The organism is Ruegeria sp. L12 (assembly GCF_056531745.1).
Map to the genome: position 1 here is coordinate 160,849 of NZ_JBQFMH010000006.1, position 25,203 is coordinate 186,051.

General features: G+C 57.9%; 23 protein-coding genes. 13 read left to right on the forward strand and 10 right to left on the reverse strand.

What is annotated here, in order from left to right; all coding sequences use genetic code 11:
- Positions 1–19 precede the first annotated feature (19 nt).
- Positions 20–2,464: a GcvT family protein gene (locus ACR0K9_RS11775; protein WP_480823399.1), complete on the forward strand. Its 2,445-nt coding sequence runs from the start codon at positions 20–22 to the stop codon at positions 2,462–2,464.
- A 63-nt stretch (positions 2,465–2,527) separates the two neighbouring features.
- Here the strand turns inward: ACR0K9_RS11775 and ACR0K9_RS11780 are convergent, their stop codons facing one another.
- The 6 genes from ACR0K9_RS11780 to ugpB form a co-directional block, all read right to left on the reverse strand.
- Positions 2,528–3,412 (reverse strand): HAD-IIA family hydrolase, encoded by an 885-nt coding sequence (locus ACR0K9_RS11780; RefSeq protein ID WP_480823401.1) that lies wholly within the window; start codon positions 3,410–3,412, stop codon positions 2,528–2,530.
- A 1-nt stretch (position 3,413) separates the two neighbouring features.
- The gene (locus ACR0K9_RS11785) at positions 3,414–4,364 is read right to left on the reverse strand and encodes a glycerophosphodiester phosphodiesterase family protein (RefSeq protein WP_480823403.1); all 951 of its coding nucleotides are present in this window, start codon (positions 4,362–4,364) and stop codon (positions 3,414–3,416) included.
- The gene (locus ACR0K9_RS11790) at positions 4,364–5,419 is read right to left on the reverse strand and encodes a sn-glycerol-3-phosphate import ATP-binding protein UgpC (protein ID WP_480823405.1); all 1,056 of its coding nucleotides are present in this window, start codon (positions 5,417–5,419) and stop codon (positions 4,364–4,366) included. Before ACR0K9_RS11790 ends, ACR0K9_RS11785 begins: the two co-directional genes overlap by 1 nt.
- 11 nt (positions 5,420–5,430) lie before the next feature.
- Positions 5,431–6,282 carry a sn-glycerol-3-phosphate ABC transporter permease UgpE gene (ugpE, locus tag ACR0K9_RS11795; RefSeq protein ID WP_480823407.1) on the reverse strand — a complete coding sequence of 284 codons (852 nt, stop codon included), beginning with the start codon at positions 6,280–6,282 and terminating at the stop codon, positions 5,431–5,433.
- On the reverse strand, positions 6,282–7,163 hold the full coding sequence (ugpA, locus tag ACR0K9_RS11800) for a sn-glycerol-3-phosphate ABC transporter permease UgpA (RefSeq protein ID WP_480823409.1): 882 nt from the start codon (positions 7,161–7,163) through the stop codon (positions 6,282–6,284). Before ugpA ends, ugpE begins: the two co-directional genes overlap by 1 nt.
- Before the next feature lie 72 nt (positions 7,164–7,235).
- Positions 7,236–8,540, reverse strand: a complete 1,305-nt coding sequence (gene ugpB, locus ACR0K9_RS11805) for a sn-glycerol-3-phosphate ABC transporter substrate-binding protein UgpB (RefSeq protein ID WP_480823411.1) — start codon at positions 8,538–8,540, stop codon at positions 7,236–7,238.
- Between the two features lie 139 nt (positions 8,541–8,679).
- Here ugpB and ACR0K9_RS11810 point away from each other — a divergent pair, with 139 nt between their 5' ends.
- The 5 genes from ACR0K9_RS11810 (at position 8,680) to ACR0K9_RS11830 (ending at position 13,998) form a co-directional block, all read left to right on the forward strand.
- The gene (locus ACR0K9_RS11810; protein ID WP_480823413.1) at positions 8,680–9,597 is read left to right on the forward strand and encodes a LysR family transcriptional regulator; all 918 of its coding nucleotides are present in this window, start codon (positions 8,680–8,682) and stop codon (positions 9,595–9,597) included.
- Positions 9,598–9,856: 259 nt separating this feature from the next.
- A complete protein-coding gene (locus tag ACR0K9_RS11815; protein ID WP_480823415.1) occupies positions 9,857–10,795 on the forward strand; it encodes a sugar ABC transporter substrate-binding protein in 939 nt (312 codons plus the stop codon).
- 93 nt (positions 10,796–10,888) lie between these two features.
- Positions 10,889–11,971 (forward strand): ABC transporter permease, encoded by a 1,083-nt coding sequence (locus tag ACR0K9_RS11820; RefSeq protein WP_480823417.1) that lies wholly within the window; start codon positions 10,889–10,891, stop codon positions 11,969–11,971.
- A 10-nt stretch (positions 11,972–11,981) separates the two neighbouring features.
- On the forward strand, positions 11,982–12,755 hold the full coding sequence (locus tag ACR0K9_RS11825) for an ATP-binding cassette domain-containing protein (protein ID WP_480530928.1): 774 nt from the start codon (positions 11,982–11,984) through the stop codon (positions 12,753–12,755).
- Between the two features lie 244 nt (positions 12,756–12,999).
- On the forward strand, positions 13,000–13,998 hold the full coding sequence (locus ACR0K9_RS11830) for a LacI family DNA-binding transcriptional regulator (protein WP_480823419.1): 999 nt from the start codon (positions 13,000–13,002) through the stop codon (positions 13,996–13,998).
- Between the two features lie 6 nt (positions 13,999–14,004).
- Here the strand turns inward: ACR0K9_RS11830 and ACR0K9_RS11835 are convergent, their stop codons facing one another.
- The 3 genes from ACR0K9_RS11835 to ACR0K9_RS11845 all read right to left on the reverse strand — a co-directional run bounded on the left by ACR0K9_RS11835 (position 14,005) and on the right by ACR0K9_RS11845 (position 17,203).
- Positions 14,005–15,138 carry a Gfo/Idh/MocA family protein gene (locus ACR0K9_RS11835; RefSeq protein WP_480823421.1) on the reverse strand — a complete coding sequence of 378 codons (1,134 nt, stop codon included), beginning with the start codon at positions 15,136–15,138 and terminating at the stop codon, positions 14,005–14,007.
- Positions 15,139–15,199: 61 nt separating this feature from the next.
- Positions 15,200–16,087, reverse strand: a complete 888-nt coding sequence (locus tag ACR0K9_RS11840; RefSeq protein ID WP_480823423.1) for a TIM barrel protein — start codon at positions 16,085–16,087, stop codon at positions 15,200–15,202.
- Positions 16,088–16,099: 12 nt separating this feature from the next.
- Complete coding sequence (locus ACR0K9_RS11845; RefSeq protein WP_480823425.1) at positions 16,100–17,203, reverse strand: Gfo/Idh/MocA family protein; 1,104 nt, start codon at positions 17,201–17,203, stop codon at positions 16,100–16,102.
- 121 nt (positions 17,204–17,324) lie between these two features.
- On the opposite strand from ACR0K9_RS11845, the gene iolD reads away from it, so the two are divergent.
- Genes iolD through iolG form a run of 5 tightly spaced genes read left to right on the forward strand, consistent with a single transcriptional unit; the run spans position 17,325 to position 22,856 of the window.
- Complete coding sequence (gene iolD / locus ACR0K9_RS11850; protein WP_480823427.1) at positions 17,325–19,196, forward strand: 3D-(3,5/4)-trihydroxycyclohexane-1,2-dione acylhydrolase (decyclizing); 1,872 nt, start codon at positions 17,325–17,327, stop codon at positions 19,194–19,196.
- The gene (gene iolC / locus ACR0K9_RS11855) at positions 19,196–20,176 is read left to right on the forward strand and encodes a 5-dehydro-2-deoxygluconokinase (RefSeq protein WP_480823429.1); all 981 of its coding nucleotides are present in this window, start codon (positions 19,196–19,198) and stop codon (positions 20,174–20,176) included. Before iolD ends, iolC begins: the two co-directional genes overlap by 1 nt.
- Before the next feature lie 11 nt (positions 20,177–20,187).
- On the forward strand, positions 20,188–21,030 hold the full coding sequence (locus ACR0K9_RS11860; RefSeq protein WP_480823431.1) for a 5-deoxy-glucuronate isomerase: 843 nt from the start codon (positions 20,188–20,190) through the stop codon (positions 21,028–21,030).
- On the forward strand, positions 21,027–21,854 hold the full coding sequence (locus ACR0K9_RS11865) for a class II fructose-bisphosphate aldolase (RefSeq protein WP_480823433.1): 828 nt from the start codon (positions 21,027–21,029) through the stop codon (positions 21,852–21,854). The genes ACR0K9_RS11860 and ACR0K9_RS11865 overlap by 4 nt, the downstream gene beginning before the upstream one ends.
- A gap of 3 nt (positions 21,855–21,857) precedes the next feature.
- Entirely contained in the window at positions 21,858–22,856 is a 999-nt protein-coding gene (gene iolG, locus ACR0K9_RS11870; RefSeq protein ID WP_480823435.1) for an inositol 2-dehydrogenase, read from the forward strand.
- Positions 22,857–22,880: 24 nt separating this feature from the next.
- On the opposite strand, the gene ACR0K9_RS11875 is transcribed toward iolG, so the two are convergent.
- Positions 22,881–23,588 carry a GntR family transcriptional regulator gene (locus ACR0K9_RS11875; RefSeq protein WP_480823437.1) on the reverse strand — a complete coding sequence of 236 codons (708 nt, stop codon included), beginning with the start codon at positions 23,586–23,588 and terminating at the stop codon, positions 22,881–22,883.
- Between the two features lie 125 nt (positions 23,589–23,713).
- On the opposite strand from ACR0K9_RS11875, the gene ACR0K9_RS11880 reads away from it, so the two are divergent.
- A complete protein-coding gene (locus tag ACR0K9_RS11880; RefSeq protein WP_480530950.1) occupies positions 23,714–24,001 on the forward strand; it encodes a UxaA family hydrolase in 288 nt (95 codons plus the stop codon).
- 4 nt (positions 24,002–24,005) lie between these two features.
- The gene (locus ACR0K9_RS11885; protein ID WP_480823439.1) at positions 24,006–25,187 is read left to right on the forward strand and encodes a UxaA family hydrolase; all 1,182 of its coding nucleotides are present in this window, start codon (positions 24,006–24,008) and stop codon (positions 25,185–25,187) included.
- Positions 25,188–25,203: the final 16 nt, after the last annotated feature.

The window sequence follows — 25,203 nt, forward strand, 5'->3', positions numbered from 1 at the left end:
GCATTAAGAGGGAAATCCCATGAAAACGCACGCACAAGCGGTAGTGATCGGCGGTGGCCTGGCCGGAACGTCGATCCTGTATCACCTGGCCAAGATGGGCTGGACGGATTCGATCCTGCTGGAACGGGATGAACTGACCAGCGGTTCGACCTGGCACGCGGCCGCCAATATTCACGGGCTGCATGACAACAACAACATCACCCGCATCCAGCACTATACGATGAACCTGTATAAGGAACTGGAGCAGGAGACCGGCCAAAGCTGCGGCGTGTTCCAGCCCGGCTCGCTGTATCTGGCGCAGACCGAAGAGCGTGAGCATCAGCTGCGCCTGCAGGAGGCCAAGGCGAGGTTCTACGGACTGAACTTCCACGAGGTCAGCCGCGAAGAGGCCAAGGAACTGCACCCGCTGGCGCAGTTCAACGATATCCGCTGTATCATGTACGAACCCGATGGCGGCAACGTGGACCCCTCGGGCGTGCCGCACGCCTATGCCGCCGGTGCCCGCGCCATGGGTGCGGCCATCGAACGGTTCTGCCCGGTCACGGCAACGGAGCAACAGCCAGACGGCAGCTGGATCGTGCGCACCACAAAGGGCGACATCCACACGCAATGGGTGGTGAATGCCGCCGGTCTCTGGGGCCGCGAGGTGGCGGCGATGGCGGGTCTGACCCTGCCGTTGCAACCGACCGAGCATCAGTATTTTGTCACCGAGACTATCGACGAGGTCGCCAATCTGGGCCGCCGACTGCCCTCGATCGCCGACCGCGACGGCGAATATTACTTCCGGCAGGAAGGCAACGGGCTGCTGATCGGCGCCTATGAGAAAGACATGAAATTCTGGGCCGAAGAAGGCACGCCACTGGATTTCGCCCATGACCTGTTCCCCGACGATCTGGACCGGATCATGGAAAACGTCATCCGCGCCACCGAACGGGTGCCTGCGGCGGCGACGGCAGGAGTCAAGCGGGTGATCAACGGGCCGATGATCTGGTCACCAGACAGTTCGGCCCTGTGGGGGCCTGTGCCGGAACTGAAGAACTATTTCCTGTGCGGCGGCCTGATCCCCGGCTTCTCGCAATCGGGCGGTCTGGGCCTGCTGGCGGCGCAATGGATGATCGAGGGCGAGCCGCAATACGACATGTTCGCCTGGGACCTGGCCCGCTTCGGCGACTGGGCCGACAAAAAATTCACCAAGGCGCGGGTCGAGGATTCCTATACCCACCGCTTCAAGATCCACTTCCCGAACGAAGAACGCAGCGCGGGCCGTCCCGCCCGTGTCCGCCCGGCATACGAGATGCAAAAGGGCATGGGCTGCGTCTTTGGCCTGAACTGCGGCTGGGAACATCCGCTTTGGTTCGCCGATCAGCCCGGCGCGCAGGAAACCAACGGCTTCACCCGCCAGAACTGGTGGGACCCGGTGGGCCGCGAGGTGCGGATGCTGCGCGAGAAAGTGGGCGTCATCGATATCTCGAACTTCGCCAATTACGTGATCAAGGGGCCGGGTGCGCATGACTGGCTGGACCGTCTGGTCGCCAACCGGGTGCCGACCGAGATCGGTCGTTCCTGCCTGACGCCGCTGATCTCGGTCCGTGGCGGCGTGGCCGGTGATTTCACCATCACCAAGGTGGCCGATGATGAATACATGATGATCGGCTCCGGCATGGCCGAGCGCTATCATCAGCGGTTCTTCAACATGGTCGACCTGCCCGAAGGCACCACATTTGAGGTCGCGACCGATCGCATCGCCGGTTTCAACGTCGCAGGTCCGAAAGCGCGTGACCTGCTGCAGCGCCTGACCAATGCGGACCTGTCGAACGAGGCGTTCCGCTTCATGCGCTCGGCCACCATCGAGGCTGCCGGTGTCACCTGTCTGGCCATCCGCGTCAGCTTTACCGGCGATCTGGGCTGGGAACTGCACTGCCCCGAAGAGGATCAGGTGCGTCTGTACACCGCGCTGCTGGAGGCCGCCAAATCGCTGGAGGGCGGCCCCGTCGGCGGCCGCGCACTGGGGTCGTTGCGGATCGAAAAGGGCTATGGCTCGTGGGGCCGTGAATATTCGCAGGAATACTGGCCGCAAGAGGTCGGGCTGGCCGGTCTGATCAAGCTGGACAAGGATTTCCTGCACAAGGACGCTTATCTGGCCGTCAAGGACAATGCCCCGCGTGAGGTTCTGTCGAGCTTTGAAATTGAAGTGATCGAGGACGCGGATGCAGCCGGTGGCGAGCCGATCTTCACCCCGGATGGCACACCCGTAGGGCGCGTGACCTCGGGTGCCTATGGATATTCGGTCGGCAAGTCGCTGGCTCTCGGCTATGTTAATCCGACGGTGGCGGGGCCTGGCGATACGGTCGAGGTGTTCATCCTTGGTAAACCTCACACAGCAACCATCCTCGCCGAAGCACCGTTCGATCCAAAGGGTGACCGGTTGCGTGACGTTAAGCCAATATTGGTGAATTCAGGGTGAGCGCTTAGTTCACATCTTTTGTCTGTGGCGCGTTACATGGAACTGTCGAAGTTCACCGTTAGATCAGATCCGGTCAAGGATCCAATTCGGGTGCAGGCCGGATGACTTTATGTAAGGTTTAGCATCATGTCCGGCCATCACCCCATCGCGGGTGACAAGAACCGTTTTCCAGCCCACTGCTGCAGCCCCCAGGATATCGGTTTGCAATGTATCGCCACACATGACAATTCGGCCCGCTGGGATTTCCGGCAGGCTATGCCGGGCTAAATCATAGACATCCGGATAAGGCTTTCCGCAAAAGCGCACGCTATTCTGGCCCAGATCTACGAGCTGATGACCGAAATATCCCGGTTCCAGTGACAATCCGCACCCCCGCGGGGCGACCAGATCGGCGTTGGCGATGATCACGGGGCGAGGTGCCTGCTGTAACGCTGTGATCAGCATTGATTGTTTGGACGGGTTCCAATGGGCCGTTGAAAGAAACAGAAACCCTTCGGCATGATCATAGGCGGACGCGTCCATATCCAGCCGCAGGGTTGGGGCTGTGATATCGGTAAGGGTGTCATCCTCGGCAGCGATCACGCCCCAAACGCGGTCGTCAATAATCTCCAGCGCCGTATCCCGACTGGTGATGATTTCGGCCGGTTCCACACGCAGACCTAAGGCGTGAAATTTTTCAATCGCACGAGATTTGTCATAGCTGGCAGCGTTTGAAAGGATACGAATGGCACAGCCTGCGGCACGCAGTTCATCCAGCCGGTCGGCCGCCCCTGGGATCGGTCGGGTGCCGACATTCAGAACGCCGAAAGCGTCAAAGACAAATGCATCAGCCTGATCTTTCAGGTCGAGCAGCGAACGGATTGCGACAGTGTCTGCACGGGTTTGATTTGAAGGCAACCGGTCCCGCAACTCTTTGTAGCGGGCAAAGACATCCTGGACTGTTTGCATGTCAGCGTACAGCTTGAGGCAACCAGTGTGCGCCGCGTTTGAGCAATTGATGCTGAACTCTGCCGGGATAGTCGGTACAGATCGCGTCCACGCCAAGCTCGATCATGCGTGCAATGTCCTCGGGCTCGTTCACCGTCCAGACCATGGTTGTCAGCCCCAGGTCGCGGGCCGTGGCAAGCGCTTCGGCGGTGATGTCCAGATAATAGGGGCACCAGATCTGACCCGCCGCCGCCTTGACCCTGTGAGGCAGGTCCTGCGTGGTGCAGCCATCAACCGGGTTCACGGCTTTCGATGAATCCTCGCCGATATCTTCTTCGTTTTCTGGCAGTTGTGTCAGGAATGAAGTCGGCATTTCCGGTGCAATCCGCTGGCAATCCCCAAGCAGGCCCCAATCAAAACTGTGCAATACGGTCCGCGATTGCATCCGGGCCTGACGGACATCGTTCACCACCGCTTGGACCAATGACCGACGGGCTGTCAGATCATCCACCAGATCGGGGTCTGATTTGATCTCAAGGAACAGATGAACAGTCTGATATTCAGGCTGTTGCAGCATCTCAAGAAGGTCAGACAGACGAGGAATTCGGATGCCGGTCAGGAACGCCTGATCCGGGAAGCGTTGCCCGTAGGCGCTGTTGCTATCTAAACCGCCGACATCATAGCCCTGCAACTCGGCATAGGTCAGGTCTGAAACCTTCGGCTCATCGCCTTGCAACCAACCGCCCTGGGCAGTTCGAACCATGGATCGGGTGAGGTGATGATTATGCGTTATAACGACCACACCATCGCGCGTGGCGGTCACGTCCAGTTCAAGCAGAGCAACGCCTGATCTGAGCGAGAAGGCAAACCCTTCCAGGGTGTTTTCCGGCAGCACACCGCGGGCACCGCGGTGGCCGACCAGTCGGATTACACCGGGTTCGCACGCAAAAGCATCTAGTTGAGGATAATGCATCAAATATCCACGCGCTTGCCCGTCTCCGGGTCGAAAAGGTGAATCAGGTCCGGTGAGATTGAGAACCGGCGCTTGGTACCGATGCCATCACGGGCATGGCCGGGCACGCTGGCGACGATGTCATGATCGGTGCCTGCCAGTCGACCGTGCAGCAAGGTGTTGGCGCCGAGCTGTTCCATCATGTCGATCTCGATCTGCACCGGTCCGTTGTCTTCGGCCATCAGGTGTTCGGGTCGCAACCCCAGCGTGACCGTGCCTTTATGGGCCGAACCTACGGGCAGGGATGCGCCGTCGGGCAACGTTACCTGACCATCTTTCACTTCAGTGGGAATAAAGTTCATGGACGGGCTGCCAATGAACCCTGCCACGAACACCGATGCGGGGCGGTCATAGAGCTCGATCGGTGTGCCGAACTGTTCGACATAGCCACCGTTCAGCACCATCAGCCTGTCACCCAATGTCATCGCCTCAACCTGATCGTGGGTGACGTAGATCGAGGTCACGCCAAGGCGCTGCTGCAGTTTGCGGATCTCCAGACGCATCTGTACACGCAGCTTGGCGTCCAGATTCGACAGTGGCTCGTCGAACAGGAATACCTGCGGGTCGCGCACAATGGCACGGCCCATGGCCACCCTCTGCCGTTGACCACCGGACAATTGGCGTGGTTTGCGGTCAAGGTATTGCCGGATCTCAAGGATGTCGGCAGCCTCTTCGACGCGGCGATTGATCTCATCCTTGGACAGTTTCCGGATCTTCAGCCCGTAGGCCATGTTCTGGCGCACCGACATATGCGGATACAGGGCATAGTTCTGGAAAACCATGGCGATATCGCGCGCTGAAGGCTCCAGTTCGTTTACCCGCTGGCCGCCGATAGCGATCTCGCCCGAAGTGACGCTTTCCAGTCCTGCGATCATGCGCAGCAGCGTGGATTTACCGCATCCTGAAGGGCCCACGATGACGATGAACTCACCGTCGTTGATGTCGCCCGCAATGTGATGGAGCACCTCGGTCGGGCCGTAGGACTTGATGAGGTCTTTGAGTTGAATATCAGCCATTTTCGGGCGCCTTACTTATCGGTTTCCGTCAAGCCCTGTACAAAGAGCTTTTGCATTGCAATCACCACAAAGATCGGCGGGATCATCGCCAGAAGTGCTGTGGTCATGATGATGTTCCACTGTGGGCTTTGCTCGGCCGCCTCAAGCATCTGCTTGATCGACATCACGATGGTGGTCATCGAGGTGTCCGTCGTGATCAGCAAAGGCCAGAGATACTGGTTCCAGCCAAAGATAAACAGGATCACGAAAAGCGCCGCGATATTGGTGCGCGACAGGGGCAGCAGGATGTCGAAGAAGAACCGCAACGGGCCCGCGCCGTCAATGCGCGCGCTTTCCAACAACTCGTCCGGCACCGTCAGGAACACCTGCCGGAACATGAAGGTTGCGGTTGCAGACGCGATCAGCGGGATCGACAGGCCCCAATAGCTGTTGAGCATTCCCAGATTGGCGACCACCTCGAAGGTCGGCAAAATCCGAACCTCGACCGGCAGCATCAGGGTGATGAATATCATCCAGAAAAAGCCCATTCGGAAAGGGAACTTGAAGTAGACAATGGCAAAGGCCGACAGCAGCGAGATCACGATCTTGCCGGTTGAAATCATCAGTGCCATGGCCAGTGAATTCAGCAGCATCAGCCAGACCGGTGCCTGTTCGATACCGCTCAGACCCGAGCCGAACAGAGTCTGTTTGATGTTTATGAAGAACTGGTCGCCGGGCCACAGGGGCAGGGGGGCCTGGCTCATCCGAATTTCATCATGGGTTGCGGCCACGAAGGTGATCCACACGGGTAGGGCAATGGCAAATACGCCAAGGATCAGCACCACTTGGGTCAGGAAGGCGGTGAAGGGGCGGTTTTCAACCATCAGTAAGCCACCTTTCTTTCAACAAAACGGAATTGCACGATGGTCATTGCGATGACCAGCGCCATCAACACGACCGACTGCGCGGCTGATCCGCCGAGGTCGAGGCCTACAAAACCATCATTGAACACCTTGTAGACAAGGATTGTCGTCGACGTACCCGGCCCGCCTTGTGTCACCGCATGGATGATGCCGAAGGTTTCAAAGAAGGCGTAGACCATGTTGATCACCAACAGGAAGAACGTGGTCGGAGAGATCAGCGGAAAGATGATCGTCCAGAACCGGCGTGCTGGGCCTGCACCGTCAATCGCTGCGGCTTCGATGACCGAGTTCGGGATGGACTGCATCGCGGCAAGGTAGAACAGGAAGTTGTAGGCAACCTGTTTCCATGCCGCCGCCAGGATCACCAGGGCCATGGCCTGATTGCCATTCAGATAGTGGTTCCAGGTGATACCGAAGAAGTCGAGGAAATAGGGAAAGATGCCGAGGGTCGGGTTGAACATGAAGACCCAAAGCGCACCAGCCAGAACAGGCGCAACCGCATAAGGCCAGATCAACAGGGTCCGATAGAACATGGCGCCACGTATGACGCGCTGCGCAAAGCCCGCAAGCACCAGCGCAAATCCCATCGACAGCGCTGCCACCAGCAGCGAGAACACCGCCGTGCGTTTGAAACTGGCCAGATAGAGCGGATCTTTGAACAGCAGTTCAAAATTCTCGAACCAGACGAATTCAGTGCCAAAGCCAAAGGCGTCTTCGATCAGAAATGACTGATACATCGCCTGACTGGCGGGCCAGATGAAGAACACCACCGTAATGATGATCTGCGGTGCCACCAGAAGATAGGGCAAAGCAGAGGTTGGGAAATGCACCCGTTTGAGCATGAGGGACCCCGGTCAGCAAAAAGGCCCTGCCGCCCAGGCTCGGGGCGGCAGGACCGGGTCGTACAGGATGGGTTAGTTGGTCGCTGTGCGCTCGAACTTGCGCAGCAGGTCGTTGCCGCGTTCGACAGCAGCGTCCAGCGCTTGTTGCGCGTCTTTTTCACCGGCCCACAGAGCTTCCATCTCTTCATTGATCACGTCGCGGATCTGAACGAAGTTGCCATAGCGCAGGCCGCGGCTGTTGGCGGTCGGCGTGTTCAGGCTCAGCTGTTTGATCGCGGTGTCAGTTCCCGGGTTGCTGTCATAGAAGCCTTGTTCCTTCGACAGCTCATAGGCAGCGGTGGTGATCGGAACATAACCGGTTTCCTGGTGCCACCACGCCTGAACTTCCGGCGAAGACAGGTAGTTCAGGAACTGAGCGGTGCCCTTGTATTCCTCGTCATCATGACCGGCCAGAACCCACAGGGTCGCGCCACCGATGATCGAGTTCTGCGGAGCATCCGCGACTTTGGTGTCCAGCGGCAACATGGCCTGACCGAATTCGAACTCGGCCTGCGAAGAGATCGAGCCATAGTAGGCGGACGAGTTCATCCACATGCCGCATTCGCCATTGGTGAACATCGGCAGGCTGTCACCACGGCGACCGCCATAGACAAACAGGTTGCCGTCGCTCATCGACGCCACGTCATCCAAACGCTCGGCGACGCTTGCGTTGTTGAAGGTCAGCTCGGTGTCGAACCCGGCAAAGCCGTTCTCCTTGGTGCCGGTCGGCAGGTCGTGCCAGGCCGAGAAGTTCTCGATCATCACCCAGGATTGCCAACCGAAGGACACGCCGCATTTCATGCCGTTATCGACCAGCTTCTGCGCGGCTTCCTTGACCTCGTCCCAGGTGGTGGGAACATCGGCACCAGCTGCATCCAGCGCGTCTTTGTTATACCACAGAACCGGGGTCGAGCTGTTGAAGGGCATCGACAGCAATTCCCCTTCGGGTGTCTCGTAGTAGGACACAACCGCGGGCAGGAACGCGTCACCATCAAATGGCTCGCCTGCATCTGTCATCAGCTGTTCGACCGGATAGATTGCGCCTCTTGCAGCCATCATGGTGGCTGTGCCGACTTCGAAAACCTGAACCAGCTGCGGGTGCTCTTTGGCACGGAAGGCCGCAATCGCCGCTGTCATGGTTTCGGTGTAGTTGCCTTTGTAGACAGGCACGACTGTATAGTCGCTCTGCGTGGCGTTGAAATCGGCCGCGATCTTGTTGACGCGTTCACCGTTCGTGCCGCCCATTGCGTGCCACCACTGAATTTCGGTTTGCGCAAAAGCGGTGCTTGCAACTACGGCCAATGCCGCAGAGGCGCAGAGCAAGGATTTAATGGACATCTTAACTTCTCCCAGAGTTGAGCATGGGAGAAGGATGTGCCTGAGCGTCAAAATAATGCAAGCGAAAGTTTTTTGACAACATTCATAACATATTGTTATATCGCTTGACGACCAACACACTCCAGCCAAGGCTAAGTCATTGAAATTTAAACTCCGTCAGCTTGAAGCGTTTCAAGCTGTTGCCCGCACCGGATCCATCACACGTGCCGCCAAATCCCTTGGCATTTCCCAACCCGCGACCAGCCGCCTCCTGTCGGATTTCTCGAAATCGGTCGAGGTCAATCTGTTCACGCGCCACGACGGGCAACTGATTCCCACCAGCGAGGCCCGGTATCTGCTATCAGAGGTCGGTCGTGTGTTTGACAGTCTGAGCCATCTGGAAGAACTGAATCGCGATCTGACCGAGCGCAGGGCAGGGCATCTGCGTATTGCGTGTCTGCCGGGATTTGCAACATCGCTCCTGCCGGACCTTCTGGCCCAGTTTCTGGAACATCGCCCTAATGTGCGTGTGACACTTGAGCCAGACCGCCCGGAACACATTCTGGAATGGATCATCGGTGAACAATATGATTGTGGTATTTCCGATGAGTTCGCGACCCATCCAGCCGTCGAAAGCACCGAGATTCCTATCCGTACCGTCTGTGTCCTGCCCAAGAATGACCGGCTGGCAAAAAGAGCGTTCGTGACCCCCGAGGATCTGAGAGAGCACAAACTTGTCCATACGCGACGCGACAGTCCATTTTTTCGCAGGCTCCAGAAGGTATTTCTGGAATGCGGAGTGGAAATGAACAGTTGGATTGAGGTCCGACAGTTCGCCACGGCATGTCTGATTGTCAGTCAGGGGCAAGGCGCATCCATTGTCAGCGTCCTGGACGCCGAACAATTCCAATCGCCTGAAATGGTCAGTGTTCCGTTCGAGCCGGAGATACATCATCGTTTATCCATTCTGCGTCCGGTGGCGGGCAGCAGGTCTCTGTTGGCGCTGGATTTTCTCGATGCCTTTGTCGAAAGTCTGAAACCTTTTCAGGCGGACCCGCACAAGAAGCCGGGGTTTTAGGTCGGCCGGGATTAACACATCCGCAAGGCGGTCCAAGCTGCGTAGGGCAAAATTAAACGAAAGTCTCAGATGTAAATTTAATATTGCAACCGGTTGCAAAATGTACAAGACTGGCGCCCGTCAAGGCATGGCTTGGATTTTGAGGAATCTCCTCGATCAGACCTTATCGGTTGTTCGATGCTGCTGGGGTCGGGTTTTCGGTGTGCTCTTGGCTGAACGAGAGACAAAAGTGCTCGTGCACAAAAACCGGGAGAGAACCATGAAGAAGATCCTTTTGGCTGCTGGCCTTTCCACGCTGATGATGGGCACCTCTGCGATGGCGCAGAACATTGGTGCATCCATTGCGCGTTTTGACGATAACGGCCTGACCATCATGCGGAATGGCATGACCGCGCATATCGAAACGCTGGATGGCGTGAACCTTCAGATGGAGGATGCACAGGACGACGTTGCCCGTCAGCTGGACCAGATCAACAACTTCATTGCATCCGGCGTTGATGCGATCATCGTGAATGCCGTCGACACCAACGCAACCGAAGCGATGTCGAACGCGGCGGCCTCTGCCGGTGTGCCTCTGGTCTATGTAAACCGCCAGCCGGTCAACATGGATACATTACCCGAAGGTCAGGCCTTTGTCGCATCGAACGAGATCGAATCCGGTACGCTTGAAGCCTTCCAAATCTGCCGCAACCTGCGGGCGGCAGGCAAGTCAGGCGGTGCGCGTGGCTATCTGATGAACGGTCAGCTGTCGAACCAGGCTGCGGTTCAGCGGTCCAAGGACGTACATGATGTGATCGGCATGGACATGTGCAATTTCATGGAGCTGATTGACGAGCAAACCGCAAACTGGTCGCGCGACGAAGCGCAGGATCTGATGACCAACTGGATGTCTTCTGGCGAGCCTTTCGACTTTGTCATCGCAAATAATGATGAAATGGCAATCGGCGCGATCCAGGCGATGAAGGCGGGTGGCATCGATATGGCAGACATGCAGGTCGGCGGCGTTGACGCGACGCCGGATGCATTGGTTGCCATGGCCGGGGGTGATCTGGACGTCACAGTGTTCCAGGATCTGGCAGGTCAGGGCGCCGGGTCGATCGACACCGCGCTGTCACTGGCTGCGGGTGAAGATGTCAACAAGACGGTCTTTATCCCATTCATCCTGGTGACTCCCGAAAACGCCGCTGAGTTCCAGTAAGAGGACTTGCGCAACAAATTTGGGCAGCGCTGCGGTGCTGCCCTGTCTCCCGATCAGAGCGAGACAAGAGTACCCGTAAGGAGGGACTGACCGATGGCCGATACGTCGCACGGAATTGGCGGGCTTACATATGACAAGAAGAAGAGATCACTGCCGGGCGAGTTGAACATCTTCTTCGCGATGATCATCATCGTGATCATTTTCGAAATATTGGGTCAGGTACTGCCCTATATGAACGGGCAAAGCTTCCTGTTCGATACACAGGATCGCTTTGACACCATTTTCAACGAGGCGCGACTGCGCATCATCATCCTTCAGGTTTCCATCATCGGGATCATCGCGCTTGGGGTGACGCAGGTCATCATTTCAGGCGGGATCGATCTGTCTTCCGGCCCGTTGGTGGGTGCGACGGCGATGATCGTTATGTCATTTGCCCAGACCGAGCTGGTCAACGGCAGTCCCAACCCCAAAGCGGTTTTTGGGCCTTGGGCTTTTGATTTGCCGGTGATCATTCCCGTACTGGTCGGGCTGACCTTTGGTGCAATCATCGGGTCCATCAACGGTGCACTTATTGCCTACACGCGGATCCCGCCGTTTATCGCGACACTAGGTATGTTCCTGATCTGCCGCGGCATCGCGCAGGCCTGGACGCGCGGTCAGCCTGTATCCTTCCCGACCGAGGGCTTTGCCGCACTCGGCAAGGGCATGATGCCGGTCTTCTGGTTCGTCGGCTTGGCCATTCTGATGCATATCATTATGCGATACACGCTGCACGGTAAGCATACCTACGCGATCGGCTCGAACGAAGATGCGGCGCGGATGTCGGGGATCAACATAAAACGGCACAAGGTGCGCGTCTATATGATCGCATCGATGCTGGCGGCCTTTGCTGCAATCGTCCTGAGCTCGAAGAACCTGACGGCGCAATCGGGCATGGGAATATTCTACGAACTCTATGCCATCGCAATGGCCGTGATTGGTGGCGTCAGCCTGACCGGCGGACGCGGGTCGATCCCGGGGACGGTACTGGGGGCCATGGTATTTGGGGTCATCCAGTCCGGATTTACCTACGTGAAGCTCGACGCTTTCTATCAGTTGATGGCCATGGGCGGCATTATCATCGCAGCCGTAGTTCTGGATAAAATGCGCCAGGAACGAGCGGCGGCGCGGAGCTAAGGAGGCTGACATGAGTGATATCATTCTTGAAACCAAGGGCCTCACAAAGCACTACGGTGGTGTGCACGCCCTGAACGACGCGGATTTTGTCCTCCACAAGGGCGAACATGTTGCCATCATGGGCGACAACGGGGCCGGTAAGTCGACCTTCGTGCGCCAGATCACCGGGGTGGAACAGCGCACCAGCGGAACTGTCATCTTCGACGGTGAGGAAGTACATTTCGCAGGCCCGCTGGACGCCCGTGAAGCCGGGATTGAAACCGTGTTCCAGACCCTGGCTCTGGCCGATGCGCTGGACGTTCCCGACAATTTGTTCCTGGGGCGTGAGAAGACCAAGTGGGATTGGCTGGGTCCGTTCCGGTTTCTGGACTACAAGGCGATGCGTGCGGATACGCTGGCGGCGCTTGAGAAAACGGGGGTTAAAATCCCCAACATCCGAAACACGATACAAAACATGTCGGGTGGTCAGCGCCAGTGTGTCGCCATCGCGCGCACTGCGTCTTTCCATTCGAAACTGACCATCATGGACGAACCGACGGCAGCCTTGGGCGTGCAAGAGACCGCTCAGGTCGAAAACATCATCCGGACGCTGAAGGAACAGGGCGAACCGCTGATCCTGATCAGTCACAACATGCGTCAGGTGATGGATCTGGTGGATCGGATCATTGTCTTCCGCAGGGGCCGCATCGTCGCGAACCTCAAGAAAGAAGAGACTGACGGTCAGGACATCGTTGCCTATATCACGGGCGCCAAGACGGGGGCCGAGTACGAAGGTGCCGCCTAAGAAGGAAGCAAGGTTACTCGATTTCGATATACCTTTCTTTCTGCCTGTCTGGCGGCGGATTCTGGTTGTGGTCGTACCAATTCTCTGGGCGATATTCGAGTTTACAACTGGCGCGCTCGCTTGGGGCTTGATCTTCATGGGGCTCGGTGGCATCGCCGGTTGGAAGCTGTATATAGCGGATTGGGATGCAGTTCGGGCCGCAGCGGAGGCTGAGGACAACACATAAACTGAAAGGGCGTCATTCGTGCCGGTGACATTGAAAGAGGTGGCAGAACGTGCGGGGGTGTCCCGATCTGCCGTCTCGCGCACCTACACCGAAGGCGCTTCCGTCAGCCCCAAGACCCGCGCAAAGGTCGAAAAGGCCGCTGCCGATCTTGGATACAGCCCGAATGCTCTGGCGTCGTCGCTGACAACCGGGCGCACCAAGCTGATCGGGCTTGTCTCCAACAACTTTCACAACCCGATCTTTCTGAACGTCTTCGATCAGTTCACCCGGGGACTTCAGCAGCGTGGGTTGCGCCCTCTGCTGGTCAATCTGACGGATGAGACCGAGCCGACCGCATCCTTGCGCATGTTGCAGGCCTATTCCGTCGATGGGGTCATTGTGGCGTCTTCAACGCTGCCTGCTACATTTGCCGAAGCGTTCAGGGACGTTGGCATTCCGGTGGTACATTCCTTTGGCCGACACTCCCCCAGCCCCAAGGTAAATGTTCTGGGGATCGACAATATCGAGGCTGGACGTTTGGCTGCCGAGACTCTGGTTGCGCGGGGATACAAGCGCGTGGCCTTTCTGGGCGGTCCCGAAAACGCGACATCTACGCAAGACCGTCTGAAGGGATTTGCCGAGGTTTTGGAAGCCGACCCGTCGGTCCAATGGTCGGTCAGCTTTGCCAGCAACTATTCCTTCGACGCCGGTCGGGAAGAAATGTTGAGCCTGCTCAAATCAAAACCCGCCGAGGCGTATTTCTGTGGTGATGACGTGCTGTCGATCGGCGCCCTTTCCGCCATTCAGACGGCGGGCCTGACGGTTCCCGAAGATATCGGGATCATCGGTTTGAACGACATGGAAATGGCGGGGTGGCAGAATATTAACCTGACCACAATCCGCAATCCCATCGCGCAGATCATCAACTCTTCCATCGAGTTGATCGAAGCAACGCTGAAAGATGAAAGCCGCTTGCCAGAGGCGCGGCTTTTTGCCTGTACCATTGTGGAAAGGGGCACTTTGCGCCCCTTGCCATAGATAGCTTTAGCGGAACATTGGCGGGCGCGCGTCCACCCACGCGCCATTCGCCTTTGCCGAAGCCACCGCCTGATGCACCGCTGCAATCGAGCGTAGGCCATCCTGCGCTGAGGGGAAGGTGCCATGAGGCTCGCCCCGGATTGCTGCCGCGAGATCAAGATAGATGTTCGCCACGGCCATCGGGAACCCTTCGGGGTGTGCAATGGCGACGCGGCTCAGGCGACTGGCCTCATCCGACAAGCCGCCTTCACCTTTCTCGATGATCTGGGTGCGCCCCCCAACAGGTGAGTACATCACCTGATTTGGTTGCTCGGAGAACCACTTCATACCGCCGGTTTCGCCAAACACCTGAATCTCGAACCCGTGCTGGCGACCAATGGCGACGGAAGAGGTCCAGAGCCGCCCGACCGTGCCGTTTTCCATCCGGAAATTGACCATCGCATCGTCTTCCAACTCGCGACTGCCAATGGTTGACGCGAAATCCGCAGATAGCGTGCGCACTTCGTCACCCGCGATAAAACCGGCCATGTGCATCGCGTGAATGCCGCAATCCGCGAACTGTCCCGAAACCCCTGCCATGGCAGGGTCATAGCGCCAGCGCACGCGCGGATTATCCGCATCCGCCGCATCGCCGTGGTGGCCATGGCTGAAGTTGGTGACGATCAGGCGCACTTTGCCGATTTCCCCATCCGCGACCATCTTGCGCATCTCACGCACCATGGGATAGGCCGAATAGCAATAATTCACCGCGCAAATCTGGCCTGTCTTCTCGGCGACTTTCACGATCTCTTCGGCTTCTTCGACGGTCATGGTCATCGGCTTTTCGCAAAGCACGTTAAAGCCCGCCTCAAGGAAAGCCTTGGTGATCTCGAAGTGGGTAGAGTTCGGGGTCGCGACCGTCACCAGATCGACGCGGTCCGCGCGCCTTGTTTCTCCGTCCAGCATCTCTTGCCAGTTGCCATAGGCACGGTCCGCAGCCACGCCCAGACGCTGGGCGTAATCCTTGCCGCGCTCGGCGTCATGATCCAGTGCGCCCGCTGCCAGAACAAAGTTTCCATCCGCCTGCGCGCCCATCCGGTGTGCAGGCCCGATCTGGCTGCCTTCGCCACCCCCGATCATGCCCCATTGCAGTTTTCTCATGAGGAGTTCTCTCTCAGTTCGGACCCGGCACACGTACCGGGCATTCATAAGATTTCCGGCTTTAGAAGCCGATGGATTCCAAATATTTGCGGTTGCTTACCGCGTCTTCCAGCGGAGTGCCCGGCAATGACGGGTCACAGTCCTGTTCGACAGTGCACCAGCCCTCAAAGCCCGCGTCCAGAAGAACCTGCCGCACGGCCGGAAAGTCTACATCGCCCTGACCGAGATTGCAGAAAATCCCCTGACCGCAGGCCTTGTAGAAATCGGTGCGGTTGGCGACGACATCGGTTTTGACGCCGGGGTCGATATCCTTGAAATGCATATAGCTGATGCGGTCGATATACTTTTTCATGAAAGCGACCGGATCAAAGCCCGCATAGGAGTGGTGGCCGGTGTCAAAGCAGATCTTCAGGATGCTTTCATCGACCTCGTTCAGCAGGCGCTCCAGCTCGGGTTCAAAATCCATGAAACCAGCGGCATGGGCATGGATGCCGACGGTCAGCCCGTAGTCCTCGGCACCCATTTTCGCGATGGTTTCGATCCTGTCGCGGAAAGCGGTCCATTCGGCCTTGTCCATCTGCTCGGCCTCATCTGCGCGCCCGGCAGTGGGTGCGCGTCGGGGTGAGATGCTGTCGATCAAGACCAAATGCTGTGCACCGTGGGCCATCAGCGCTTTGCAGGTCCGAACCGAAGCGTCCATGACCTCGTCCCATTTCGCTGGGTCATGGAAAGCGCGAAAGACGACGCCGCCGATGATGGACAGGTCATTCTTGTCCAACTCATCGCGCAGAATCTCAGGGTCTTCGGGCATATATCCGATGGGGCCAAGCTCGATCCCCTTGTATCCCGCCTGGGCGCATTGGCTCAGCACTGATTGCCATGCCGGGTAGGCCGGGTCGGATGCGAATTCGATGCCCCACGAGCAGGGCGCGTTGCCGATCTTGATCATTTCATTTTCTTTCTAGTAATCGGACACGTCGACCCAAGCATTTTTGCGACTTGAATCAAGCGCGGCCGTGACGACGCGATTTACTTCCAGGCCTTCCGCGAAAGTTGGCCAGATGTTCTTGCCTGTGGCGATGGCGGTGAGAAAGTCCTTGGCCTCGATAATGATCTGGTCCTGATAACCGGTACCATGTCCCGGTCCTTGGCAGAACGGCAGATAGTCCGGATGGGATGGACCTGTCAGAATCTTGCGAAAGCCGCGCTCGGCCTCGGGACCTTCCATTGTATAGAGGTGCAGGGCGTTCTGATCTTCCTGGTCAAAGCGGATCTGGCCTTTGGTGCCGTGGATTTCATAGGCGTACCCCATCTTGCGACCGGTCGCGGCACGGCTGAAAAAAAGATGGCCTTGGGCGCCGTTCTCGAACCGGCACATGAACTGTGCCTGGTCATCATTGGTCACGGCAACGCCACCGCGCGAGGCATGGACGGTTTCAACCTGCGCACAAAGTGATGTGATGGGTCCGATCAACGCCCGTGCGCCGTTGATCATATGCGGCGACAGATCACCCATGCAGCCATTGGCAATTCCCTGGGTCCGCCAATTGCCCGGCAGCTCCGCATCGGCTAGAAAATCCTCGGTATGTTCGCCGCGGAAATAGGTGACCTCCCCGATCCGGCCGTCGGCAATCAGCTTGCGGGCAAATTGGGATGCTGGCGTGCGGATATAGTTGAAACCGACCATATTGATCTGCCCGCTGGCTAAGGCCGCATCGTTCATCGCGATTGAGTCTGACAGGCTCTCACCTAACGGCTTTTCGCAAAACACCGGCTTGCCTTTTGCAAATGAGGCAAGCGCAATCTCTCGGTGTGTGTTTTGCGGAGAAGCGATGATAACGGCTTCGACCTTCGGATCATTGACCAGATCGCGCCAATCGTCTGTGCCGCGTGCAAAGCCATAAGCCTTCCGGTAGCGTTCGGCTGAGGCGGCGGATGTTGCACAAACAACTTCAAGTCTGGGGCGCAATTCGGTTTCAAAAAGTGTGGCGACCGAGCTATAGGCCGCTGCGTGCGCCTTGCCCATATAGCCGCCACCGATGACGCCAATTCCGATATCTGACATCTGAGCGCCCTCCCTAAAAACCGCTTGCAACCGGTTGCAAATCGGATATCCTTAATCTACCACAAAGGTCAATATCCAATCGTGACCGGCGGAAATTTCGCACAAGTGTAAAGGGGATTTCATGGGGCAGGCAGCGCAAACCGTGACGCTGACGACAGCGCAGGCAATTGTCCGGTATCTGGCTAATCAGTGGATCGAAATTGACGGGGTGGAAACACGTATCTGCGGTGGCGGTTTCGGCATTTTCGGACATGGCAACGTGACCTGCCTGGGCGAAGCGCTCTTTAACCATCAGCAAGAGCTGCCGCTGTATCGCGGCCAGAACGAGCAGGGCATGGGTTTTGCCGCCGCAGCTTATGCCAAGGCCTATCTGCGCCGCCGTTTCATGTTCTGTACCGCATCTGCGGGTCCGGGCACTGCGAATCTTCTGACCTCGGCGGCACTTGCACATGCCAACCGCCTGCCGATGCTTTTGCTGTGTGGCGATGCGTTTCTGACCCGCCTGCCGGACCCGGTGCTGCAGCAGCTTGAACATTTCTGGAACCCAAGTCTCGGCACCAATGATGCGTTCAAGGCGGTCAGCCGATTCTGGGATCGTATTACCCATCCGGCACAGGTGATACAGTCCCTGCCTGCGGCTTTGGCAACGATGCTTGATCCTGCCGATTGTGGCCCGGCCTTTATAGGCCTGCCACAGGATGTTCAGGGGTGGACCTATGACTATCCGGTCAGCTTCTTTGAAAAGCGCGTGCATCGGATTCGTCGTCAGGCGCCGGATGCGCTTGAGATCGCGGATGCGGCGGCGCTGTTGAAATCGGCCAAGCGTCCGATGATCATCGCGGGTGGCGGCGTGCAGTATTCCGGCGCGGTTGCTGAACTGACCGAATTCGCAGAGGCAACAGGTATCCCGGTTGTCGAAACCATCGCGGGCCGCGCCAATCTTGTACATGATCACGGGCTGAACATTGGTCCAATCGGAGTGACGGGTTCGGATTCGGCCAATACCATCGCGGAAGAGGCGGATCTCATCCTTGCGGTTGGCACGCGCCTTCAGGATTTCACCACCGGGTCCTGGACCGCCTTCGCGCATGGCGCAAAATTCATCGGCCTCAATGTCGGTCGGCATGATGCGGCAAAGCACATGTCGACAACGGTTGTGGGTGACGCAAAGCTGGCGCTTCCGGCGCTCGCCGATGCGGTTGCCGATTACGCGGCTCCAGCGAACTGGACTAAGAAAGCCAAAGAGGAGCGGGCGAAATGGGATGACTATGTCGCCAACAATACGCGGGTCGGGAACGGACCGGCCTCTTATGCGCAAGCGATTGGAGAGGTAAACCGCCTGTGCGACAAGCGCGACCGTGTGGTGGCGGCAGCAGGCGGTTTGCCCGCCGAGGTCACCGCGAACTGGAAGACGCTCGATATCGGAACCGTCGATGTCGAGTTCGGGTTTTCCTGCATGGGGTATGAGATCGCAGGCGGATGGGGGGCGCGGATCGCGCAATCGCAGTTGGAGCCTGATCAGGACACGATCATATTCACAGGCGACGGATCTTATCTGCTGATGAATTCGGATATCTACTCGTCCGTTCTGACGGACAAGAAGCTGATCATACTGGTTCTGGATAATGGCGGTTTCGCGGTCATCAACAAGCTGCAGAACAACACCGGCAACGAAAGTTTCAACAACCTGATCTCGGACACGCCAACGGCAACAACGCAGGTGGGCGTCGATTTTGAGGCTCATGCACGTGCAATGGGGGCCCAGGCTGAAACCGTCAGCTCACCGTCCGAGTTGGAGGAGGCGTTCAAGCGCGCCAAGGCGTCCGACCGCACTTATGTGATCAGCATGAAAGTTGACCCCTATGACGGCTGGACCACCGAAGGCCACGCCTGGTGGGAAGTTGGTACGCCGCATGTCACGACTTCTGACAAGGTGCGCGCCGCCCATGTCGACTGGGAAGCCTCGCGCTCCAAGCAAAGAAGGGGTGTTTGATGGCTGCGCTGCTCGACGGCATTAAAAAGAACACCTTCGTCGTCGTTGGCCGCGCGGGTATCGATTTCTACACCGATCCCGGCGTTGCCGTCGAAGATGCCGAGACGATCAGTGTGGGGCTTGGCGGATCCGCGGCCAATATCGCGGCAGGCATTTGCAAGCTGGGCGGTCAGGCCTCGCTGGTGACGCGTGTTTCGGATGATAGTGTCGGCAGCTATTGCCTTGGTCAGCTCAAGCGCTACGGCGTCGGCGCCGAGTATGTCAAACCGGTGGGTGGTGAATATCGCAACTCTCTGGCCTTTTACGAAAGCCGGGTCGAGGGGCATCGCAATGTGATCTATCGCAATGGCGCGGCGGATTTTCAGATGGATGCCGAGGATGTGGCCGCCGTCGATTATGCCAGATTTGGGGCATTGATCACGGCAGGGACCGTTTTTGCGGCCGAGCCCTCCAGAAGCGCAACATTTGACGCCATTGACCGGGCAAAGGCCGCGGGGCTGCCGATCATTTTCGATGTGGACTATCGCCCGTATTCCTGGCCATCGCCACAGGTTGCCGAGGATGTTCTGAGCCGCGCCGCCGCTGCCTCGGACATGATTGTCGGCAATGACGAAGAGTTTGGCTTTATGGCTGGCGGGATCGAAAAAGGGCTGGCAAAGGCCAGATCTCTGGCCGAAAGCACCGCAGCCGTCGTTGTTTACAAGATGGGTGAGAAAGGCGCGGTCACCTTTGCCGAGGGGGAAGAGATCCACACCGGGATATGGCCGGTTGAAGCCCTCAAGCCTACCGGTGCCGGGGACAGTTTCATGGCTGGTCTGGTGACTGGACTGGCCGAAGGTCAGGACCTGCGCGCGGCGATTCTGCGCGGCTCTGCCTGCGCCTCGATAACCGTGTCCCGCCCCGGCTGTGCGCCAGCAATGGCTGACGCATCGACACTTACGACATTCATGGCCGGTCATCCCGGCCCGACCGACGCCTGAGAGGATCAGAGATGCACATTCCCCCTTATGACAACCAGAACAAACCCATCGTCGATGTGGATGATCCCTGCGTGCCGCTGAACTATTTCAACATCGTCAAGCTGAAGAAGGGTGAGGCGTTCGAATACGCTGTCCCCGGTTACGAAACCTGCATCGTGCCCGCCACAGGCACCATCAATGTCGATATCGAGGGTTTCAAATCCGAAGGTTTGGGCGAGCGTGTCGAAGATGTCTGGGACGGCGAGCCTGAAGGTGTCTATGTGCCGACAGCCGCAAAGGCCGAGATGGTTTGCATGTCGGACGAGGCCGAAGTCTTTGTCTGTGGCGCGCGCTATGACAAGGTTCTGGAGGCGTTTGACGTGCGCAAGGATGAGCTGGATCTGGTGCAATACGGCTCGGACGACACGAAAACTCATCGAAAAATCAAGCATATCCTGGGCACCAAGTACCACGATAAGGTCGGGCGTTTGCTGGTGTCCGAGCTGTTTACGGTGGGCGAGGGCGGCTGGTCCGGTTTCCCGTCGCACAAGCACGATACCGACCGTCTGCCGGATGAAACCCGCCATGACGAGACCTATAACTTCCGCTTCAAGCCGAACCACGGCTCGGGCGTGCAGATGCTGCAGCGCGAAGATGGTAAGTCAGGTGATGCCTATCACATCGTGGATGGGTCAACGATCTGCCTCGACAAAGGCTATCACCCCTGTGCGGTGTTGCCGGGTTATCAGATGTATTACTTCACCATCCTTGGCGGTCTGTCCCAGCGCAGCCTGATCCAGTATTTCCAACCATCGCACGCCTATCAGGTCGAGACCATTCCGGGTATCAAGGACATGATCGCGAAGTTCAAATGACCCTTGTGACGCTGAAAGATGTCCTGCAGCCTGCATTGCAGCAGGGTTATGCAGTCGGTGGTCTTGTGTGTCTCGGGTGGGAGGATATGCGCGCCTATGTGGCCGCTGCCGAGGCTGAGGAATGCCCCGTGATCCTGCAAGCAGGTCCAAGCTGCCGGGAACACACGCCCCTGCCTATTCTGGGCAAGATGTTCCGGCATTTGGCCGAGACTGCCAGCGTGCCGGTCGTGGCCCATCTTGATCACGGCTATACCTATGATGAATGCTCCGAGGCGCTGGATTCCGGTTTTACTTCGCTGATGTTTGATGGCTCGCGCAAACCGCTGGCCGAGAATATCGCCGAGACCCGCAGGATTGCCGAACTGGCGCATCAGGCCGAGATTTCGTGTGAGGGTGAGATTGGGTTTGTCGGCTATTCCGGCGGAGAGGCCTCGGCCGGAACGGACCCAAAGGAAGCCGCGATATTCGCGACTGAAACAGGCGTCGACGCGATGGCTATTTCGGTTGGCAATGTTCACCTGCAACAGGACAAAGAAGGCGGGCTGGACGAGCCCCGGATCGCTGCGATTCAGGCCGAAACGACGGTGCCGCTGGTCATTCATGGCGGATCAGGTGTCCCGGTTTCGCAGCGTAAAGCGCTGGCGAAGAACACAAATATCTGCAAGTTCAACATCGGGACCGAGCTGCGAATGGCCTTTGGTCAGGCGCTGCGCGCTGCGGTGAACGCTGATCCGGACAGGTTTGATCGCGTGACGATCCTGAAAGAAACACATGATCCGGTCGTCGCGGCGGCCCGGACTGTACTGCAAACATTCAAAGGGTAACAGATGATCAATATCGGCATTCTGGGCTGTGGTCGTATCGGTCAGGTGCATGGGCGCACGCTGCGCGCGATGACGAACGCGCGCACCGCGGCAGTGGCGGACGCGGTCCCCGAAGCGGCGCAGGCGCTTGCGACCTTTACCGAGGCCAAGGTGATGGACGCTGATGCGTTGATCAACGATCCCGGCATTGATGCGGTGATTATCGGCACGCCCACGACAACGCATTTTGACCTGATCCATGCGGCTGCAGCGGCTGGAAAGGCCATATTCTGCGAGAAGCCCATTGATCTGTCCGTAGATCGGATCCGCGACTGCTTGTCCGCTGTCGAGGCCGCAGGTGTGCCGTTCATGACGGCATTCAATCGGCGATTTGATCCGAATTTTTCGGATCTGCAGCGGCAGGTCGCGGACCAGGTGATCGGAGGTGTCGAGATCGTTACGATCCTGTCGCGCGACCCGGCGCCGCCGCCAATCGGATATGTGAAGACATCCGGCGGGATTTTTCGCGACATGATGATCCACGATCTGGATATGGCGCGGTTTCTGCTGGGTGAAGAGCCGGTCGAACTGACTGCATCCGGATCCTGTCTCGTTGACCCCGAGATCGGCTCTGTCGGCGATTACGATACGGCGGTCGCGACATTGAAAACGGCCAGTGGGCGGCTGTGTCAGATCTCAAATTCGCGCCGCGCGACTTATGGGTATGATCAGCGGATCGAAGTACATGGCAGCCAGGGCATGCTGCGCGCGGACAATATCCTGAGAACCTCGGTAGAGCTGGCGAATGCGTCGGGCATGGCCAAGACGACGGTGCAGCCGTTCTTTTTGGAACGCTATGCCGATGCCTATCGGGCTGAAATGCAGCATTTCGTGGCGGCGCTTGAGACGGGCGCGGCAGTCTCGCCGTCGGGGGAAGACGGTCTGCGGGCGCAGATGCTGGCCGATGCGGCAACGCGCAGCGCCAATGACGGTGTCATCGTGACCATCCCGGACAGGACCTAGGTGTAATCGTGCAGGACGTGGTGGTCAAAGCGCATCAAGACTGACGGAATAGGTCACGTCGTCGGTGACATAAAGGCTCGACCGCAACTCGACGACACGCCCCAGCAGGTCCTTGCCCTCGCGTTTGCCCTTCAGAACAGGCTTGCCAACCGGCAGGCCTGACGTTTTGGCCGTTTCGTCATCCACCACGCCCGCGCTCAGGTCGTCTTTGGCCGAAATCACGATGCAGGAATAGGCCTGTTGGAACAGCACGTACAGCATGTTCGGCAGGGGCGCGCGATCCAGAAGGCCGGGGAACAGATCGGTCGATACCACAACCGTTTCCACACAAAGCGGCGCATCGTTGAAATTGCGTACACGATCAATCTGAAACACGTCTTCGGGTGCTCCGAACAAGGTTTGGCGTTCTTTCGTAGTGGCAGGACGGCGTTGCACCTTTTCTGAACCAAGCGTCGGCGCCACTTGTTCGCCGCGGGCGTCGCGGATGCGAAAGAAATGGAACAGAGAGTTCTCGGGCGTGCGCAGCGTCACGAAAGTCCCGCGTCCTTGACGGCGCTCGACGATTCCCTTTGCTTCCAGTTCAGTCAGTGCTTTGCGGGCTGTGCCCTGGCTTACGCTCAGCTCTGCGGCGATGTCGAACTCGCTGGGCAGCATCGTTCCGGGCGGATAGCGGCCATCCGCAATCCTCGCAATTATCTCATTGTAAACAGATTGATAGAGCGGTGTTGCCATGCGGGTGCCTCCATCTGGCGTACTATCACAAGCACGCGTATCCGCTCAATAAGCTATATTGACTCTTATATAAGAGTAAATATATATAGCCGACAGAAACAGACTCTTGCAAAGGAAAAATGGACATGGCGATACCGCAGTTGCTTGTCCACGACCACGAGGACAACGTTGGCGTGGTGGTAGTGGAAGGATTGACCGCAGGAACGGAAATGCTCTGCGTGGTGACGCATGACAATTCCGACTTCAAACTCACCGCCAACAGCGACATTCCGATCGGCCACAAGGTGGCGCTCAAGCCGCTGAACGAAGGCGATACCGTGATCAAATACGGTGAAGACATCGGGCGTATGGTCGGCTCGGCAGGGGTCGGCGACCACGTGCATACTCACAACTGCAAAACCAAACGGTGGTAAGACGATGGCTCTTGATTTCTCGAACATTACAGTGAACGCATGGCGCCGCGAAAACGGGCGCGTTGGCGTTCGGAACCACGTTCTGATCCTTCCCGTCGACGATATCTCGAACGCGGCCTGCGAAGCGGTTGCGAATAATGTCAAAGGCACGATGGCCGTCCCGCATGCTTATGGACGCCTGCAGTTCGGTGAAGACCTCGACCTGCACTTCCGTACCATCATCGGTATTGGCGCAAATCCGAACGTTGCCGCCGTTGTGGTCATCGGAATCGAGCCCGAATGGACCAAGGTGATCGTCGATGGCATCGCGAAAACCGGCAAGCCGGTCGAAGGATTCTCGATCGAGCAGAAGGGGGATTTCGAAACCATCCGTCAGGCCAGTTGGAAGGCCAAGGAATACGTCCATTGGGCGACTGAACTGCAAAAAGAGCCTTGCCCGATCCACGAGCTTTGGGTCTCGACCAAATGCGGTGAAAGTGACACCACCACTGGCCTGTCCTCGTGCCCGACGGTTGGCAATATGTATGACAAGCTGCTGCCGCTTGGCATGACAGGGTTCTTTGGTGAAACCTCGGAAATCACCGGCGCCGAACATATCTGCGAAAAGCGCGCTGCGACCCCTGAAGCGGCGGCCAAGTTCAAACAGATTTGGCAAGCCTATACCGATGACGTGATTTTTGCCCACCAGACCGACGACCTGTCGGACAGCCAGCCGACCAAAGGCAACATTCTGGGTGGTCTGACGACCATCGAAGAGAAGGCTCTGGGTAATCTGGAAAAGATCGGTCGTACTTCGCAATACATCGATGCGATCGGTCCGGCAGAAGCACCTGAAAAAGGTCCAGGCCTGTACTTCATGGACAGCTCATCGGCGGCGGCGGAATGTGTGACCCTGATGGCTGCAGGTGGTGCCGTGATCCATACTTTCCCGACCGGTCAGGGTAACGTTGTGGGCAACCCGATTGTTCCGGTAATCAAAATCTCGGGCAATCCACGCACGCTACGCACCATGGCGGAACATATCGATGTCGATGTGACGGGTGTTCTGACACGCGAAATGACCATCGATCAGGCAGGCGATGCGTTGATCGAGATGATCCGCCGCACCGCCAATGGCCGCCACACCGCTGCCGAAGCTCTGGGTCACCGCGAGTTCTCGATGACGAAGCTGTACCGCTCGGCTTAGGGCAAGGGGGGTGCCA